Raw genomic sequence first — 19,061 nt, 5'->3', positions numbered from 1 at the left:
ATAAACAGTTGTTAACTAGTTTTATTAGTTATTTTTATTTGCCGGATAATGTATGAATATGATTCAAATCATACACTATGTTATGAAGTTGATTTAATAGATATCATCTTCGCTAATTAGTGTATTTAAATTTACATAACGGTCTATTGATTAGTTTATAAAATAAGCGATAATAGATATCGCTCCCAATATCATCTAGTTATATACAGAATACTGTTATTAAATTGGCTAATTGAACGCCGTTTTGTAAATATATGTAAATTACAGTAAGTTAAATTAGGTGTTTATATAATGAAGAAATGTCTAATACGCCATCGTGAATATTATGTATACCCAAGTAACCTCAAGATGCTGTTTCAGCGAGAATATATTCGCTCTTAGGCAAGGCACTGATTTGAAGACATAGTCATTCTACGTTAAAAATCAGTAACACAGCCTAGGAGCGAATACAACTCGCCCTTTGGGAGCTCATCAACAAACCTATTTCTGCGCTCAATCACGTTAAAAGGGAATGACCATTCCTGCCGTGATTAAGCTTGACCTAGGCTCGTTGATGAAGCTCTGAATCCTGCATCTTGAGGTCATTTGGGTATAATTAGCCGGTAATTTATTTAGGTAACTTGCTGGGTAATATGTGTCTACAATTAATCTAGCGGAAATTAAGAAATCTGAGTAGATAGCGATGAATTATGGATATTCATCTGCAGAATTTAAGCTTCTTCAATAAAAAAGACCTAGCGAGGGGCTAGGTCTTAATAATCTAAAATAAGATGTAACCAAGCCCCAATGATGGTGGGGTGGTTATCCTTAACTTAACGCAATTTAAATTTATTAACGATCGAAGACAAGCTGTCATTGATGTTAGAGATACTATTCAGTTGAGAAACTGTAGTGGTATCGTTATCGTTAAGCTGTTTAACTATTTCCGTCAACTGATTCATGTTTTTGCTGATTTCATCCGTAACACTGCTTTGCTCTTCTGCAGATGTCGCGATACGGATAATCAAATCGTTAATACTGTTAACTTGTCCCGTTAAACTATTCAAAGACGTTTCTACTTCACTTGTTCCATCAAAGGTTTCCTGACAAGTATCCTTGGTCCCCTCCATTAAGGATAGGACTTCTTCACTACCTTGTAATAACTTGGTCAGAGCCTTTTCTATCTCTTCGGTACTGTCTTGAGTGCGGCTAGCTAAAGCACGAACTTCATCTGCAACCACAGCAAAACCGCGACCTTGTTCACCAGCACGCGCTGCTTCAATCGCCGCATTGAGTGCTAAAAGATTTGTTTGTGATGCAATATCACCGATCACGGCCAATATTTGATTGATCCCTTTGGTTTCCTCACTCATGTTTTCCATGCTTTCTGCTGTATTATCAACGTTTGAGACTAAACGATTCACATGAGTTTTTGCACGGCTCAGTATCACTAGAGAAGATTGCCCCATATCAGCCACTTCTTGCGTGTAACCGACGGACTCCTGTGCGTTTTGTGCCACTGTATTGGCTGTTGCGCTCATCTCTTCAATCGCTGTTGATATCTGCTCTGTTTCTTGGACATGTTGCCCGAGGATTTTTGAATTTTGTTTTGATGTCGATTCCATTGAAGAAATATTGGAAACGAGCTGACCTGAAAAATCTTCAATTTGTAGCATCAGCTTTTGTAAGTGCGCAATAAAGGTATTCACATCTTGGCCAATTTGCCCAAGGTCATCGTTAGATTTCACGTCTAAACGACGAGTCAAATCACCTTCGCCACTTGCTAATGTTCTGATGGTGGCTTTGAGTTCTAAGATAGGGCGATAGATAATATGTAAAATTAACGTTATTAATGCGATGGCCACAAGAACATAAATAATCGTTAAAATAATGGTCTGTTTCGCTAGCTCATTAAGATCTGCGAATACAACACTTTTATCTAAACCGACCAACAGATACCAACTGGTGTCTCCGTAGGGTATTCGCTCTGCAAACATGACTTTATCGACGCCATTAAGGTCATAATCGGTGTATTTTTTATTTTGTTTGATTGATGGAACAAGATGAGCGAGTGAGTCGTAGTCATTGAGCTTATCACCCACTTTTACAACGGCTGATGTACTGGCTAATATCGAAGAATTATCTTGCATAATCATGGCAATAGAGCCTTTGATTTGCACTGATTCTACGATTTCTTTTAGTAAGGTTAGTGGAATATCAGCGAGAATAACCGAGTCTTTGCCTGATTTTTTACCGATGCTAACCATCATTTGCTTCGTCGTCGCGTCAGCATAGGGAGCGGTATAGATAAGCCCAGGGCTTTGCATCGCCTTGCTAAACCAAGGCCGCTGAGCAGCATTATAAGAGTCTGGATTTTTGTTGTTCGTCCAACCTGGAAGATTATATGAACAATAAGCATCCCCATTACTAAATCCAACCGTAAGGTTGAAAATATCTCCAGTCACCGCAGCCACACGCATACGCTCTGCATGGCCGTCTTGATATTGGTATTGCTTATAATCATCAGCGATATTCGATACCGCATCGGATTTTTGCTTAATGAAGTTATCTAATCGGCTAGAAAGCTGATGCACATAATTCTGCGTACTACGATAAATTGTCGTCTTTAATACTTTACTTTCACTACGATAGTTGAAGTAGTTTGACGTACCAACTGCGATGCCCATTATAAGAGCAGAAGATAGAATAAGTGTTTTTTTGAATCCAATCTTACTCATGTTGTCCTCAAATTATAGTTATAACCTTATATGGCGATCTGGTAATGCCAAAGAGGGAGTGTGCCCACTTGACACCAACTGTTCATTTCTTATTTGCGTTGTTTATGGTTCAGCCCTGTGTTTGAAAGACAAAATAGTAGAATTAATTTGTTTCAATCCTACGCACAGCAACCCATTGAATGAGTGTAGAACAAGATTCAGAGATTATGATGATAAAATTATTATCAACAAGATAATAAATACCTCATTATACAGATATTTATGGAATTTAATGGATAATTAAGACGTTCAGTGAGGGAGAGAGCTTGATATCGCTACTCTTTGAAAGTAAAAAGAAAAAGGTACCCCTTAAGGGTACCTTTGAAATTAATGTGATATTGATTCTAAAAATAGAAAGGCAAATTATTTTTTACGACAATATTCAGCGATTAAGTACATTGATTGACCGTTCGCTTTGCCAGAAATCAGTTTAGGATCATCTGCTAAGCTGATACCACGAACAACAGTACCTTGTTTGATGACGAGAGATGAGCCTTTGACTGGCAAATCTTTGATGACTGTTACGTCATCACCTTTTTTAAGTTCAACACCATTTACATCAAGTGTCTTTTCGGCATCATCATCCATACCGATTTCAGCCCATTTTTGGGTCTCTTCTTCCATGTACATCATGTCAACAAGATCTTGCGCCCAGCCGTTTTCACTCGCTAGTTGCTTAAGTTGACGCCATGCTAATACTTGAACAGGAGGCTCTTGGCTCCACATGCTATCGTTTAGACAACGCCAGTGGTTGACATCTACTGTCTCAGCGTCTTCGATTTGACCTTTACAGGTGTCACATAGCATTACAGCGTGATCGACTGTAACTTGAGTGTGTGGTGCAACAACAAAAGGAGTTAAAGGACTCTCACTAGAACATAGTTCACATTTTGAGCTGCAGCGTGCAAGTAAAGTTGCTTCAGTAGACATTGTACCCACCATAGTAAATTTTTATGAGCGGCGTATTATCCATTTTATACACAAGAAGGAAAGGGTTATTACAATAAAAAAGCAAAAATAGCGGTCTTGTGTGATGAAAATCATCAATAAATTGATATTTTGTGTCTTAACATAGCGGTAAATGCGACAAAATAGCAGTAATTAAATTAAAAAGGATGGCTTTTTTTCCAATAATAACCTCGCTAGAATGGTATAAAACTACAATTAATTAGGAGCTTAACCATGAAAATTTGGAAAAAGCCTATAAGTCTCGATATTCTTAATCAAACCTCACAAAATACGCTCATCGATCATTTAGGGATAGTGTATACCGAAATTACCGACGAGACCCTATCAGCAACCATGCCTGTGTGTTCCTTTACTCATCAGCCACTGGGAATGTTGCATGGTGGGGCGTCTGTTGTATTAGCTGAAACGCTCGGTTCTGTGGCCGCTAACTTTGCGGTCAGCGAGCAGGAGTTCTGCGTGGGTTTAGATATTAATGCAAACCATGTTCGTTCTGCACGAGAAGGCACTGTGACCGGAACGGCTGTTTCATTGCATCGCGGCGTTTCTACCCAAGTATGGCAAATCAACATTACCGATGAGCGGGGACGTTTGATTTGTACTAGCCGTCTGACCATCGCCGTAAGAAAAGTACGCCAGCAGGGTTAACAATGTTAGTTGAATTTAGTCAGGGTAAAATTATAGTGACGACTCATGAAGTTGTCGTCAAACTTGCTGCTCCGAGTCAGTGTACGCTTCATGCACAAAGCGAGGCGATTTCCTTATTCTCTGGGGCAAACGTTATGGTGGCCAATACTGGTGCAGTAAAATGGACCATCACTTTGGATAATCCGCAACAACTGAATATTCTATCTGAACAATTAGGCTGCGATATTCAATAAGTTACGTTTATCGCACTACGCATTTTCTCTATTTTCTGTTTGATGAGCACTTGCACATCGATTCGAAAATAGGGAAACTAACTCATGCTGAGAACCACTTAGAGATTTCCTCAATATGAGTAGCCCACGTTTAAGAGCACAATTTGAAACGTTATTTGAACACTTCGCTGGGAGAGATTCGCATACTCAGCTAGAAGATGTGACCGACATACTGTGCTGTACTCGCCGTAATGCTCGTATTGTTCTCAATAAAATGGAAGAGGAAGGATGGATTGAATGGCATCCTTCGGCTGGGCGTGGAAAACTCTCTGAACTGTTGTTCAAACGTTCTCGTTCTGATGTGAGTGAAAATGTTGCTAGACGTTATCTCGATGAAGGTAAAATAGAGCAAGCGCTCGGTGTACTCGATCACGATGCGACGAAATTAACTCAGGTCATTCAAAGTTATTTGGGTGTTCAACACAGTGAAGGAATGCCGGTTGTTCGTCTTCCATATTACCGTCCTCTTTCTATGCTTAATCCACTTAAGCCCATGCGTCGTTCCGAGCAACACATTGTTCGACAAGTGTTCAGTGGTTTAACCCGATTAGATGAGCATGAACAAATTCAACCCGATTTGGCTCATAGTTGGGAAGCTTTGAGCGATACCCATTGGCGTTTCTATTTAAGACCAGGGGTGCGTTTTCATAATGGTGAATTGCTTACCACCAATATTGCGATTGAAAGCTTGTGGCAGTTGCGTTTTTTTAATCTATTTGCTCATCTAGATTCTATTTCATCTCCTTACGATTGGGTTATTGATATTAAGTTACAAAAGCCCGATTACCATTTACCTCTGTGGTTAGCAGAATCGTGCGCCAAAATTTTATTGCCGGAATCCAAACGAGAAGAAGGCTTTGACCTTACTCCGATCGGTACTGGCCCATATAAGGTTGTGGTCAACGACAGTAAAAGGTTGGTATTACAAGCTTATGACGGGTATTTTGGTTTTAGACCATTGCTTGATCGGGTCGAGGTGTGGGTAATTGATGAGGTTCATTCTTCATTAGTCTTCCCATCTTTAAATAACCCGATAAAATCCGGGCGAAGAACCTCTTTTAGTGAAGATGTTGAACTTGATCCCGGGTGTACCTATCTATTGCTTAATCGTAAGTATGGTATCGCGAATGATGAACTCTGGGCTCACTATTTATGCCATAAATTAAGTTCGCTCAATATCATGCGGCATATCCCTGAAGAAGCCATTGTCGAAATGGGCTTACTCCCAGCCTATGGATTAAAGCCCGGTTGGTATCATAACTCGTTATCTGATATCTCAGTTCCGACGCCGCCCTCATTTCATGTATCAGGTCACCGCAAATTAGTTGTTGCATATCATGCGAAGCATCCGATGTTTCCTACTATCGCAAAAGTAATTGAACAGCTACTTTTGCAAGATAATATCCGCGTTGAATTTATCAAGTATGAGCTAACCCTTGACGAACCGGAGAATGTGGATATCTGGATCAAAGCAATGGGGATTGCTAATCATCGTGATGACGCGTTAGCCGGGTGGGTATTAAATGATTCTGATATTGAACATATGAGTTTAAGTGATGATTTTGCTAAGTGGAGTTTGATGATTGACATGTGGCGTGCTCAAGACGAGTCTCATTTCCCGGGTAGGGAATTAGCCAAGGCGTTGGTTGTGGAACATCAATTAGTGCCGATGTTCCATTGCTGGTTGGGGGTATCTAAAGATCAATGTGGCGCACTTCAAAATGCAAAATGTAACGCACTTGGTTGGTTCGATTTTAGTCAGGTATGGATCAAACCAGACCATATTTAAGTGTGACAAGGTTGACAAATAAGTCAATTACACCAGAAACGATACAGATTTATACCCGCTATTTTGCTACTATCCTCGGCAATTTTATTGGTACATTCATTGAGCGAGGCAACATGGCATTAGGGTTAATCTTTTTTTACATTGCAACTTGCACTGTTATGATTGCAAGAGAAATTAAGCAAAACCGTTAAACATTTTCTGTATCCTTTTCTACGGTAATTGAAGTAAAGCCAGCACGATGAATGCTGGCTTTCTTGTTTATGGCGGGGATCACTTGATGATTTAAAAGCTGTATTTTGCTGTTACAGCAAAATTACGTTTCGCTTCGGTATAAGAAGAGGAAAGAGAGCTCTTATCACGTAGGCTATTCCAGTTGTAGTACTCTTTGTTAGTCAAATTAAATACGCCAGCAGTGAGGGTTAATTGTTTCATTGGCTTATAGTATGCCGTCAAATCAAACACAGTCGCGCTAGGCATTTGTGTTTGACCATCACTCACATCACTACCATCTTTTTTCGCTGTGAAGTGAGTTTTAAAGCTGCTACCCCAAACGCTGTTTGGCGCATCATAGGCTAGGGTGAAGATCGCACTCCAAGGGTTAATGCTATCCAATGCTGCTCCATCACCATCTTCACCTTCTGTGTAAGCAGCCACAAATTTAGAACTGGTACCGTTAGGTGCTCCTAACAGTTCATCCAATTGAGTTTGGTTAGACAGTTCAATTCCCTTGATTTTTGCTTTACTTAAGTTGGTATAGTAGTACTGAGTCAGGCCATCACTGCCTTCACGGCTAGTTCGATCAATAAAGTCATCATAATCACTATAGAACGCTGAAATTTCAGCCGACGTATACGCATTATTAAAACGGTAACCTAGCTCATATGAAATACTTTTTTCTGCTTTTAAATCCGTGTTCGGTATGCTCTCATAGCCGTAAGCGGGGTGACCGTAGATGTAATATAACTCATCGAAAGAGGGCGCTCTAAATCCTTGGCTGATTTGCGCAAATACGGAGTGTTGCTTTGTTAAATGGTAAACTGAACCCAGTCGAGCAGTGAATGCTGAGTCACTATAACTATCATAACTTTCCCCATCTACATCACTTGGTTCCGTACTAAACCAATCATAGCGAACCCCTGGAGTAATTAACCAATCTCCATGATTAAGAACAATTTGGTCTTGCAGATAAACTCCCGCTTTTTGCTCTTTTACATTAGGGGTATAAACAACTGAGCTACTGCTTGTTGTACCACTTGACGTGCTATCCGAATTAAAATCATTACGTATATCACTATACACATAATCAGCGCCATAGGTTAAACGGTGTTCTGTTTCACCAATAATAATACGTTTATTCAACTGAGTTAGACCTTGCCACTGTTTTGACTCATACACATAGTTTTTGTGCTCTTGAGCAGAAGTATAGTTTGATATACGGTTGGTGATATTAGTCTCTTTTTTATCTTGCCAATTAACTTGTGAGGTAATGATGTCTGCCAGTGAGCTATCAAGTTCCCAAATATGTTTGATGCCAAAGCGAAGCTTATCAGACGTATCATCACCTGTATAATCAGTATAGTTAGAGTTGTAGATATCAGAATCCGTTTGGTTATGAATATCTTCACCAATGAACTCAACACGGTGCTGATCGTTGATTTGGTATTGAAGTTTCAGTAATACATCGTTTTTCTCTGTATCTTGTCCTGTTGTTGAGTAGTTTGCTAAGTCACTATCATGACGAAAGTTTTGAACTTCTTTCCCATCACGACGTGTTACAGAGATCAATGCGTCTAGATCACCAGAACGATGAGCCACAATCATGTTTTCCGCAAAGGATTTATCTTTAGAAGAATAGGCCAGTTTAATTTGGCCCCCGGTATTGCTACCATCTTTGATAAAATCGATAGGGTCTTTGGTTTCAATGGCGACAACGCCACCAACCGCATCGCTTCCATAAAGACTCGATGCAGCGCCTTTGACGATTTGAATATCTTTCACCATATCAGGGTCGATATACACTCCGGCTGAATTGATAAAACCTGTATTGCCACCACTATAACTTTGGCTTTGGGTCATTCCGTCTACAACAATTTTTACACGGCTTCCTTCAATACCACGAATATTGATATTCTGAATACCTTGACGATCCGCGCTATTAACGCTTACACCGGGAACATCATCAAAGATATCTTTTAAAGTGGTATCTATATTGCGTTCAATATCTTTAGAGTTAATCACAGTAACTGAGGCCGCTGTGTTGCCTAATGTTTGATGGTTTCGTGTTGCGGTGACAACAATGTTTTCCTGTTCGCTGGCAGCATAAACGGTAGGAGTTAGTGCTAGTAATATTGCGGCAGAGACAGCCGTTTGTTTGAGCATCGACGTTACCTTTATCTTATCTATTATATTTTCAGAGAGTTAGGTTGTGTCACGCATACTATTTAATGCAAATGATAATTACTAGCATTTAAACATTAACAAAAATTAATAAATAATTATCTTTACAGATTATTTTTTGCCTAAAGATATAAATATTCTATATTTTTCATTATCTTATTGTTTGAAAACATTTGGGGTAACAGATACACTGTAAAGGTTTGTAAAGCCTTAATTGTGTAAAGGTCATGATTTATGGCGGAAATGTGAGGAAAAACGTAGAGTGCAAAGTCCAATAACCTTAGAAGCATTACATATTCTCGATGCTATTGATCGTCGAGGTAGCTTTGCTGCTGCCGCTAATGAACTGAATCGTGCGCCAAGCTCATTGAGTTATCAAATACAAAAACTCGAACAAGATCTAGACATTATGATCTTTGACCGCTCAGGTCATAAAGCCAATTTTACTGAGGCAGGCAAGCTAATTTTGGAACGGGGCAGAACCATCCTATCTGCAACTGAAAAGTTAGTCCATGACGCAACAGTATTAGCCAACGGTTGGGAGCTAGATATCACCCTTGCTTTTGATGGCCTTATTCCCATCAACAATTTTTTCCCGTTGGTTGATGCATTGGGCAATGTCAGTAAAACCCGTATTCGTTTGCAGGAAGAAATTTTAGCCGGTTGCTGGGAATCATTGGCAAGTGATCGTGCCGATTTGTTAGTTTGCCCACGCATTGACACATTACCTCAAGATGTTAAGGCTGAAACGCTAGGTAAAATCTCGACAGTGTGGGTTGCCGCGACTAGCCATTATATTCATAAACGTAGTGGCGAATTTGACGAAGAAGCAAGACAAAAATATCGCGTGATTGCCATCGCTGATACAGCTCGAGACCAACCTGCCATGAGCGTGAATATTTTACAAAAACAACCTCGTTTGACTGTAACGAACTTAAACGCAAAATGCCAAGCGCTAGTTGATGGTCTCGGTATTGGTACTTTGCCAGAATGCGTTGCTCAACCCTATATTGAAGCGGGATCCCTGCAGGTTATTGAGGGCGCACAAAGAACAGAGCTTGATATCATCATGGCTTGGCGACGCAACAAAATCGGTGAAGCCAAATCATGGTGTATCCAATATTTGAAAAAACACTGGAAAATGAAGTAGTGTACAAGCGATAACTCGAATTCATCAATGGTATGGCAGATACATAGTCATACCATTGTTACTTTTGTTCGGGTATCCGTTTATCTAAGGCAAGTGTCATCTCTGCTATACCATCCTCAAAGAACACTTCAATATTAAACCCGTAGTTTCGGGCCAAAGTCAGCATGCCCTGGTTATTAGGCATAGTAATCGCAGAAACCCTCAGGACCTGTTTATTTATACAGTATTTTATAATCTTGTCCATCAGCTTCTTGCCAAGGCCACGTCCTTTTAGATCGGAGCGAACCAAGATAGCAAATTCCGCATCACTATTCTCAGGCGTGATCAACGCTCTGGATACCCCGATAATATCAGAACCATTTACTGCAACAAAAGCCATTTCACGGTCATAATCTATCTGGGTCATATTGGCTAAATCTTCATGGTTAAATTCGCCAACTTCGGTAAAAAAGCGTCTATATAAGTCCTCTTTGGTGACTAAATTAATAAACTTTGCGTGTTGAGGTTCATCCTCTGGCAGTATAGGTCTTATAGTGACGGTGTCACCTTTCTTGTCACTCCAGGTTTCGATTAACTCCGTTGGATAAGGGCGTATTGCAAGCCGATTTTGTGCATCACCAGTAAAACGGGTGAGTGTTAAGTCCATATCAATGAGCGTTAAATTCGTTCCATTAATAAATACTGGATGCATATCCAGTATTTTTATTTCCGGGCATTCAATCACCAGTTGTGACAATCGAACCAAAAACTCCGATAGGGCATTTACATTAATACTAGATACTGATTTCTGCTGACGTATCTTTCTTTCTTGCAATGCGCGAACAACCATATAGCGAGCTAACGTCATATTAAGCGGTGGTAAACCTGCAACAGCATCGCTTTGCTCATCCCATTCAGAACCGCCTTGACCGATTAAAATGACAGGGCCAAATGTGGTATCTGGCTTAATCACAATTCGTAGCTCTTCAGAGTCCGCTATTTTTGCCATCGCCTGAATTTGCAAACCTTGAATTCGTGCAGCGGGATAATGTAATTCAGTTCTATCCAAGATCGATTGCGCGGCACTGGCTACTTCATTGTGGTGACGTAAATTAAGCATCACTCCCGATACATTTGATTTGTGTAAAATATCAGGCGAATAAAGTTTGACCGCGACAGGGTAACCTATCTGGTCCGCAATATGGGCCGCTTCAATAGCATCAGAAGCGATGCCACTGGGTAAGGTATTAAAACCAAAAGCTTCCAAAAGTGGCCGAGCTTGGTGAGTGTCTAGCTCCACACAATCTCGCTCCCGTAATTGTCGATCAACCCATTGCTTTGCTTGGACTAATTGTGATGAGAGTATCGACTCTGTCGAAGTTGGTGTTTCCATTAATTGCTTTTGGTTTCTCCGATACTCGACCAAATGCATGAAAGCACCTACCGCACTTTCCGGAGTACGATAAGTGGGGATCCCCGCATCGCTAAAGCATAAGCGCGCATCTCGCACAGACAGCTCGCCCGACCAATTGGTCAAAATATTGAACCGCTTAGCTCTAGCGTCTGTGGCTATCAATTGTACGATCTTTTGCGCGGTTTCTTTGGCATCTGCAACAGCAGAAGGGCTCAACATAAGCAGAAACGCATCTATTTGCTGGCTATCAAACAGGACTTTTAATGATTCGACATAACGTTCACTGCCCGCATCACCTACGATATCGATGGGGTTGTCGTATGACCAACTCGTTGGAAGAAAGGAGTCTAGCTTTACCAATAATTCTGGTTCTATCTCAGCTAATTTGCCTCCTCGTTCTAGTAGGGTATCAACCGCCATAATTCCAGGACCGCCGCCATTAGTGACGATGGCTAAACGTTCGCCACGCAGGGGAATGGTGTGAGTTAACGTTTCGACAGCAGCAAACAACTCATGCATGTTATTAACACGCAGCATACCGCTACGCCTTATCGCAGAATCATAAATGATATCCAATGTATCATCACTGCCGTTATGGCGATGGGCAGCCATCTGCCCCCGTTTAGTTCTACCGCTTTTCACCACCAAAATACGCCGATTGCGCGAAGCGGCTCTCGCGGCGGACATAAAGCGGCGCGCATCATTAATGGTGTCAACATACAACAATATCGCTTCGGTGTGAGTTTCTGTACTTAGGCAATCAAGTAGCTCCGAAAAATCAATATCACACGCATTTCCTAAGGAGATAAACGCTGAAAACCCGATGCGCTTTTCATTTGCCCAATCAAGTACAGTGGTACACACCGCAGCAGACTGAGAAATGAAGGCAACATTGCCTGGTAAAGCGGTAATAGGAGAGAATGCACCACTAAAATTCGCCCATGGCAGAAGTAATCCGAGACTATTCGGACCTAAAATCCGCATTCCCGACTGTCTTGCAATCGATAAACACAGATCTTGAATGGTATGAACTGAATCTGCCTTATCATGCATGTCTGCCGCAACAATGACAGCATATTGAACGCCTTTATCCGCTAACTGTCGGATAATATCCACATTGCGCGTAGCGTGAGTACAGACAATCGCAATGGTAGGAATAATCGGTAACGAATCTATGCTCGGATAAGCTAAAACGCCACAGACTGAAGGGTACTTAGGCGTTACTGGCATAATGGCGCCAGTAAAGCCGTTTTGCAGCAAGTTTTTCATCACTACATTACCCGCACGGTACGCTGTAGGGGTGGCACCAATCACCGCGACAGATTGTGGCGAAAGTAGTGATGTTAATGCGTTCATACCTTGATTCCTATTTGTGTTTTCAAACACTTCTATGGTCTGAGTATATACACGAACATGATCAAATCGTCCGAATCCTCTTCGTTTTTTGAAGGTGGTAACATCAAGTATCTCGAATGAAAACTACAAGGCGAACTACATAAGTAACGATGTATAGAGGTAAAGATAAATGTCAGCAAGATCACATCTGTTACGTCTAAGGTGTAGTTTGTGTCATAAATCACAGGATATCGACATATATTAGGTACAGAAACTTGATTATCTGCGCCGCTATCGGCATGATTTACTTACTATCTACAAAGAGCGTTAAAGATTCCATGAAAAAGATTGCAATAGTTGGTTTATCAGCCTTACTCGCTGCTTGTGCTTCAGAAAATTACTCAACTGATGTGACGACTGAGAGTCATCGTGAAGAGTTTAAGGTTTCGCCAGTTTCACAACCCATCGTCTCACAAAATGGGAATGTTCAAGGTATTTCAGAACAAAATGCAGCGCCTCGTGTTATTCACGCTGAAGTGCGTCAGCAACCAGCCGCTCAAAAAGCAACTAACACTGTGAAAATCACGCCACCGACCGCTAAGCAGCAGGCGTCTCACATGCGCTTTGGTTACACCATTCAAGTTGTCGCTGTCGGTAATCAAAACAAAGTAGACCGCTTTGCAAATATTTTGCCTAAACAAGGCCAGCCGGTATGGGAAAACTACAAGGTGGTAAATGGCACCAAGTGGTACACCGTTCTTTATGGTGATTTCGCCACACGCACCGAAGCAGCAAAAGCAATTCAATCACTACCTGCTGAGTTAAAACGGTTGAAACCATTTGTTAAGAGTATTGATTCAATCAAAAACTCAGATTTTCCAACAATGAATAAACTAAACTAGATCACTGAATAGAGTTGCCCCATGAGTTGTTAAATAACTCATATTTTCAATAAGTGAATTTAGTACACATAACAAAAAGGGGCTTTGCCCCTTTTTCCGTCTGTTATGTGAGCACTTAAGCCATAATTTGGTAAGAAAGGACGTCTAACACTGTAAGTTATCAGTGAATTGACTATCATAGTCACAAACCTGATTAAGGTCAGTCACGGAACATATTTAATGGCAAAAACAACAATTCTACTTTTGTGTGGCGGATGTTCATCTGAGCATGAAGTTTCGCTCATATCGGCAAATTTTATTGAACAGCAATTATCTCAAACTGCTGAGTTTGATGTTGTTCGAGTTGAAATGAAAAAAGACGGTTGGTTCTTAAATTCAACGACTTTGGTATCACTAGATACCAATACTGCTATTCTTAATGGCAGTGAACAATCTTACAAAATCGATTTTGTTGTTCCCTGTATACATGGTTATCCAGGTGAAACAGGCGATATCCAATCGATGTTAGAACTCACTGGAATCCCTTATTTAGGTTGCGGACCTGAAGCTAGCACCAATAGCTTCAACAAAATTACCTCAAAACTCTGGTATGACGCACTCGGAATACCTAACACCCCATACGTGTTCTTAACAGACCAGAGTTCAGAATCATTAACCAAGGCTCAACAAGCATTCGCTCAATGGGGAGCTGTGTTTGTTAAAGCAGCTTGTCAGGGATCGTCAGTAGGGTGCTATAAAGTCACTGAATCTGAGAATCTTGCATCAAGTATTCGTGAAGCATTTAAGTTTTCTTCACAAGTTTTAGTCGAAAAAGCCATTAAGCCTCGTGAGCTAGAAGTAGCCGCTTATGAAATGGATGGAAGCGTATTCATCACTTCTCCCGGAGAGGTGATTGCGCCACAAGACGGCTTCTACACGTATGAAGAAAAATACAGTGATCATAGCCATTCTCATACAGTGGTCGAAGCTGAAGGGTTAACCCAATCGCAACTTGATGCTATTCATGATGCTGCGACTAAAGCATACCAACATATGCAGCTTCGTCACTTATCACGCATAGATTTCTTTTTAACGGAAAACGGTGAAGTTTATCTCAATGAGATTAATACCTTTCCAGGTATGACGCCGATTTCCATGTTCCCGAAAATGTTAGAACATAATGGCCACAAGTTTGCTGAGTTCTTAGCTTATTGTGTAAAAAGTTCACTCACTCCCAAGGCTTAATTTTTAGGAACTTGATTTTCTCTTGCTCTGCTGTGTTTTTGTCACCTAAGTATTGATAAGGCATAGCAGGGCTCAACCAACGCCCAAACTTCTGAATCTCCTTGGCTTTATATCCCTGTTTAGCTAACTCTTTTACCGCACCAATGCGCGTCGATTGTCCTGAGAATTTTAGCTGCGGTTCCCCTAATCGTTCACCAGCATTACGAAAAATCCGATAGATGGAAGAGTCATCGAGAGCTTTATCAGAAATTGTTCCGTGGCGATTAATCGCGCGAAAAATGAATCCGGAATCATCATCCAACACAGATAACCAATTTCGCAATGCATTTGAGCCATTTGTCGATAGTTGGTATTGAGCGTCGCCAAGCAACACAGATAGATGAGTATCGTGGTCGGTGATAAGATCCGCAGTCATCCGTTTTAACTCACCTCGTTTTAATGCACATTCAAACATTACGTAATAAATAGCTAAATCACGAATATCTTTGATGACATCAGAATGAGCCATTTGCTTTGTTAATTCGTTCAAATGTACAACAGTGAAGGTTGTGGCCTGTTTTTCATCACCATGTTTATCTAAACGTAGTTGCATCAATACCTTACGCACTTGATTATGGTTTGTAGGATCATTTTGACCACACAATTGATGCATGACGCTAATGGTAATAGAATAGCGGCGAACAGTTGCATATTTACGTTGACGAGCGACATGTTCTAGAAATAAACGCACAACCGTCGTAGAAGCGGGCATTACCGCAACATGTTTTAATTGGCAAAATTCAATGAATAGATTCCAGTCTTTTGTCATTGCCAAACACGTACTGTGAGCATAGTGGTTATTGGTGATGAATTTAAAATCATCCACGGTGATCGGATGCTTAAGTTTTAGACAGTTACGTTTCAAAATTTCTGAATCTGTGACCGATAATGAAAATTTTTTCATTTTAGAGCACTATAACCATGAGAATTTAGACATTAATATACTTGCTAAGATAAGATATACAATTATTATTTAAGGTAATCAATCTAAAAGAGCGTAGATCGCCTATGGCTGTGTCAAGTTACCGAGGCTTTCATCTTCAGTCGGCCCCGAACTCGACTGATATTTGGCAAGCTAAAATAAAGCAACACGTGTTAACTGGCAGTCTTGCTGCCGTGAAGAAAAGTATCGACTGGTGGTGTGACACTGCCAAACTTATCGATCCGAAAGAATTTGAATCTCTATCGCATAAACGGGAAGATGCTTCTAGTGGTGCTCAAGAGATTTTTAACGGCTACACTTTAAAAAACGATACTGGTCAGCCCAATGAATGGTATTGTTTTTTTAATGGTCGCCTTATTAAAGGATCAAAGTTAGCGATTCAAAAACACATTGAAGCTTATCTCGTTGCCAAACAAAAAGCGGAAGCGAGACAGAATCAAATGAAGAAGTAGTATAGTTATGAGTTTAGTTTATTCAACTGAAGTTGGTCGCATTCAACCTGAACCTGAAAAAAAATCTCGACCTAAAGGTGATGGTATTGTTCGCATTCATAAAGAGACCAAAGGTCGTAAAGGAAAAGGGGTCTCTATCATCAAAGGTCTCGATCTTGATGATGCGCCTCTAAAACTTCTCGCTGCGGAGTTAAAGAAAGTTTGTGGTTGTGGTGGCTCCGTAAAAGAAGGGAACATTGAAATTCAAGGTGATATGCGTGATAAAATTAAAGCTCATCTTGAAAAGAAGGGACATACAGTAAAATTAGCCGGCGGTTAATTTATATTTGATATGTTCCAATTTGAAAGGAAGCCGTCAATGCTTCCTTTTTTACTCTACAAACACGGCAAATAAGCATGGCACGACCAAAGCTTCCTCGTAACATATGTGGTAGACCCACAAACTCTTGTTTTAAACCTAATGGCATTCCTGTATCTGAACTTGAAGAAATACAACTCGAACTAGACGAGTTCGAAGCATTACGGTTAGTCGATTTAGAAGGTATGCAGCAACAAGTAGCCGCTATTGAAATGGGTGTTTCAAGGCAAACATTAGCTAATCTTGTTAAGTCTGCACGAAAGAAAGTGATAGATTGTATTGTAAATAGTAAAGCTCTAAAAATGTGACGATGTCACTTTTCTTTAACATCGAATACAGATAAAGAACGGTAGGGTAACTTACCGTTTTTTTTATAAGCTGATTGTTTGCATATGCTATAAATAAGGCGTATAAGTAGCATATGCAAATAATAGTGTGTGAGGTAAGATATGAATATTGTCATTCCACAAACAAATAACGATTGTGTTTCTAATCACTTCTCAAAAGCACATAGCTATGTGTTATTAACTGAGTCGGGACAATTCATTTCACAATATGAAAATATTGATCAGAAATGCGGTCAAAAACGAGCATTTGTCCAGTGGCTTATTTCTCACGAGGTAAAGTGTGTTTACATAAAAGGTATAGGTCAACATTCATTAAAAAGGTTATTCAATCATGGAATTAAAGTATTTTCTCTTCCTAGACATTGCCGTGATTTTTCGAATATTGGGCCAGATGTAGCTGCCAGTACTGAACTTACTAACGTTTCGCAAGGAAAAGTAGGTAGACCTAAAAAAGAAATGAACGCGAGAACTCGTGGTTGTAAAACAATGAGTGCCACAAAAGAGCAACAAACAACTCGTAACATGATGGGAATCATTAAGGGATTACGTCGTAAAAATAGAGAGTGTTGCCATGGCTGCGGTCGTTAATATTAATACTGCGATAAATTCAATTGAGAAACCTAACGAATGTAGAGACGTATTAGAGTTAAACTTGCCGTTTACTCAAACAGCACCATTAGCCGTTAAGTCTCAATATATTATCGAGGAACAATTTCAAGGCTATAAAGGGATCTTACATGGTGGAATCGCTGCAACATTACTCGATACCGCTATGGTCAGTTGCTTGAATCAAGCGGGCATTATGGCCATGACTGTTGAGTTGACCATGCGATATCACAGTACAATACACATTTCCGATCTCGTTATTATAGAAGCGAGCGTTGAAAAAGAACGCCATCGGATACTGCATATGACGGCTTCTTTACTGGTGAATGACCAATGCTGTGTATCTGCCAAAGCAAAATTTATGCGCACAGGGTAATCATTTCACACGACAATTGTCGTTTAGGCATAAGCTAGCTCTAGCTGGGGAGGCATTACGCTTATGCCGCTTTTTATTAATTCATTGATTCCACGTGAGTAAAGTAATAGCGAATACGCTCACGATAATGAATAGAGCCAAATTTCATGTTGTGCCACATTCGAATAATCTTAACCGCAACCAAGTAATTGACAGAGTTGACCCGAGCATTAAAGCGTTTAGTTTGTTCTGGTTGCTTTTTACTAAGCGGTAATGTATTCGGTAATTGATTAAGTTGAATCATACCCAAAAACATCATTTCCAAATCATGTTCGTCCAATCGACCGACTCGAAATTGTTCAAACCAACGATGATCTCTGTTGTGAGTAATAGCTTCGATCATGAGTGATGTTGCCATTAAACAACGGATTTTATCTAATTCCACCAAATCATTAAGGCCTGCAGTAGTAAGATGCTCGAGATATTGAATGGCCAAGTTTAACACAGACACAAAACGCAATGGCATTACATAGCCAGCAATAATATTCCTATTTTTAATCGAAGATGACAAATAGGAATATTATATACTTTATGGTAAATGACTTATGTTGAATAAAATAATGAAAGGAAGAGTTGGTGTACTAACTTACACTGAGGGTGAATTTAACATAACACATATAATGCGTACTGTAAGTGCTCGATTAAAGGCATGCTGGCGAGCGTTCCTAAACTGACGTATGCCATTGAATTTAAATGTAATCCATGCCCGTTAAATTTTTTTGCGATGGTTTCCCATAGCTGCTTGATGTGCGGATTTTCATTGCGGTCAGCGTGACAACCTAACAATGCTATCTCAGGGTCAATTCCTGAGTTTTCAGCTAGAAAAACTGCTTCTGAATCAGATATATAACGTTTCCCTTTGCGCATTTCGCAGATTCTTGACGGGTTCACGTTTAAGTCATGTGCTATTTGCTTGTCTTGTACGTAGTTTTGAGCCTGTTTATAGGCATCTAACAGTTTACTTTGGTACATGGCAATTCCTCCGTTTTCCCGATAATAGCTCATTGGTTGCGTTTTTTCGCATCTAGTAATTGCGAAAATCTGCAACTATGATTGCGTTAATTCGCAA

Annotated in this window: 18 protein-coding genes; 11 read left to right on the top strand and 7 right to left on the bottom strand. The window is 40.3% G+C overall.

Annotated features, from left to right (window positions below; all coding sequences use genetic code 11):
- Positions 1-812: 812 nt before the first annotated feature.
- Both I1A42_RS19505 and I1A42_RS19500 read right to left on the bottom strand, forming a co-directional pair.
- Positions 813-2,717, bottom strand: a complete 1,905-nt coding sequence (locus tag I1A42_RS19505) for a methyl-accepting chemotaxis protein (protein WP_161155862.1) — start codon at positions 2,715-2,717, stop codon at positions 813-815.
- Between the two features lie 402 nt (positions 2,718-3,119).
- Positions 3,120-3,686, bottom strand: a complete 567-nt coding sequence (locus I1A42_RS19500) for a PhnA domain-containing protein (protein WP_196124552.1) — start codon at positions 3,684-3,686, stop codon at positions 3,120-3,122.
- A 252-nt stretch (positions 3,687-3,938) separates the two neighbouring features.
- On the opposite strand from I1A42_RS19500, the gene I1A42_RS19495 reads away from it, so the two are divergent.
- The 3 genes from I1A42_RS19495 (at position 3,939) to I1A42_RS19485 (ending at position 6,431) form a co-directional block, all read left to right on the top strand.
- Positions 3,939-4,370: a hotdog fold thioesterase gene (locus tag I1A42_RS19495; RefSeq protein WP_161155858.1), complete on the top strand. Its 432-nt coding sequence runs from the start codon at positions 3,939-3,941 to the stop codon at positions 4,368-4,370.
- A gap of 2 nt (positions 4,371-4,372) precedes the next feature.
- Positions 4,373-4,603, top strand: a complete 231-nt coding sequence (locus I1A42_RS19490) for a DUF3389 family protein (RefSeq protein ID WP_196124551.1) — start codon at positions 4,373-4,375, stop codon at positions 4,601-4,603.
- Positions 4,604-4,718: 115 nt separating this feature from the next.
- A complete protein-coding gene (locus I1A42_RS19485; protein ID WP_196124550.1) occupies positions 4,719-6,431 on the top strand; it encodes an SgrR family transcriptional regulator in 1,713 nt (570 codons plus the stop codon).
- Positions 6,432-6,713: 282 nt separating this feature from the next.
- Here the strand turns inward: I1A42_RS19485 and I1A42_RS19480 are convergent, their stop codons facing one another.
- Positions 6,714-8,810, bottom strand: a complete 2,097-nt coding sequence (locus I1A42_RS19480) for a TonB-dependent hemoglobin/transferrin/lactoferrin family receptor (RefSeq protein ID WP_196124548.1) — start codon at positions 8,808-8,810, stop codon at positions 6,714-6,716.
- A gap of 280 nt (positions 8,811-9,090) precedes the next feature.
- On the opposite strand from I1A42_RS19480, the gene I1A42_RS19475 reads away from it, so the two are divergent.
- Positions 9,091-9,978, top strand: a complete 888-nt coding sequence (locus tag I1A42_RS19475) for a LysR family transcriptional regulator (protein ID WP_161155850.1) — start codon at positions 9,091-9,093, stop codon at positions 9,976-9,978.
- A 58-nt stretch (positions 9,979-10,036) separates the two neighbouring features.
- On the opposite strand, the gene I1A42_RS19470 is transcribed toward I1A42_RS19475, so the two are convergent.
- Positions 10,037-12,727 (bottom strand): bifunctional acetate--CoA ligase family protein/GNAT family N-acetyltransferase, encoded by a 2,691-nt coding sequence (locus I1A42_RS19470; protein WP_196124546.1) that lies wholly within the window; start codon positions 12,725-12,727, stop codon positions 10,037-10,039.
- A gap of 317 nt (positions 12,728-13,044) precedes the next feature.
- Here I1A42_RS19470 and I1A42_RS19465 point away from each other — a divergent pair, with 317 nt between their 5' ends.
- Both I1A42_RS19465 and I1A42_RS19460 read left to right on the top strand, forming a co-directional pair.
- Entirely contained in the window at positions 13,045-13,608 is a 564-nt protein-coding gene (locus I1A42_RS19465; RefSeq protein WP_196124544.1) for an SPOR domain-containing protein, read from the top strand.
- Between the two features lie 219 nt (positions 13,609-13,827).
- On the top strand, positions 13,828-14,832 hold the full coding sequence (locus I1A42_RS19460) for a D-alanine--D-alanine ligase (protein WP_161155845.1): 1,005 nt from the start codon (positions 13,828-13,830) through the stop codon (positions 14,830-14,832).
- Here I1A42_RS19460 and I1A42_RS19455 read toward each other — a convergent pair.
- Positions 14,816-15,775 (bottom strand): tyrosine-type recombinase/integrase, encoded by a 960-nt coding sequence (locus tag I1A42_RS19455; protein WP_161155843.1) that lies wholly within the window; start codon positions 15,773-15,775, stop codon positions 14,816-14,818. The two genes, I1A42_RS19460 and I1A42_RS19455, sit on opposite strands and share 17 nt — an antisense overlap.
- A 104-nt stretch (positions 15,776-15,879) precedes the next feature.
- On the opposite strand from I1A42_RS19455, the gene I1A42_RS19450 reads away from it, so the two are divergent.
- From I1A42_RS19450 to I1A42_RS19430, 5 genes are all read left to right on the top strand, one after another.
- Positions 15,880-16,266: a DUF3319 domain-containing protein gene (locus tag I1A42_RS19450; RefSeq protein ID WP_161155841.1), complete on the top strand. Its 387-nt coding sequence runs from the start codon at positions 15,880-15,882 to the stop codon at positions 16,264-16,266.
- Positions 16,267-16,273: 7 nt separating this feature from the next.
- Positions 16,274-16,585, top strand: coding sequence for a stress response translation initiation inhibitor YciH (gene yciH, locus I1A42_RS19445; RefSeq protein ID WP_161155839.1), 312 nt, complete (start codon positions 16,274-16,276; stop codon positions 16,583-16,585).
- A 77-nt stretch (positions 16,586-16,662) separates the two neighbouring features.
- Positions 16,663-16,932 (top strand): DUF134 domain-containing protein, encoded by a 270-nt coding sequence (locus I1A42_RS19440; RefSeq protein WP_161155837.1) that lies wholly within the window; start codon positions 16,663-16,665, stop codon positions 16,930-16,932.
- 141 nt (positions 16,933-17,073) lie between these two features.
- Entirely contained in the window at positions 17,074-17,559 is a 486-nt protein-coding gene (locus I1A42_RS19435) for a NifB/NifX family molybdenum-iron cluster-binding protein (protein WP_161155835.1), read from the top strand.
- The gene (locus I1A42_RS19430; protein WP_161155833.1) at positions 17,543-17,953 is read left to right on the top strand and encodes a PaaI family thioesterase; all 411 of its coding nucleotides are present in this window, start codon (positions 17,543-17,545) and stop codon (positions 17,951-17,953) included. Before I1A42_RS19435 ends, I1A42_RS19430 begins: the two co-directional genes overlap by 17 nt.
- Positions 17,954-18,029: 76 nt before the next feature.
- On the opposite strand, the gene I1A42_RS19425 is transcribed toward I1A42_RS19430, so the two are convergent.
- On the bottom strand, positions 18,030-18,458 hold the full coding sequence (locus I1A42_RS19425) for a hypothetical protein (RefSeq protein WP_161155831.1): 429 nt from the start codon (positions 18,456-18,458) through the stop codon (positions 18,030-18,032).
- A 137-nt stretch (positions 18,459-18,595) separates the two neighbouring features.
- On the bottom strand, positions 18,596-18,964 hold the full coding sequence (locus I1A42_RS19420) for a DUF3693 domain-containing protein (RefSeq protein WP_196124542.1): 369 nt from the start codon (positions 18,962-18,964) through the stop codon (positions 18,596-18,598).
- Positions 18,965-19,061 lie beyond the last annotated feature (97 nt).

The organism is Vibrio nitrifigilis (assembly GCF_015686695.1).
Taxonomy (GTDB): Bacteria; Pseudomonadota; Gammaproteobacteria; order Enterobacterales; family Vibrionaceae; genus Vibrio; species Vibrio nitrifigilis.
Note: the sequence above shows the minus strand (reverse complement) of the source record. Positions and strands in the feature narration are given on the sequence as shown.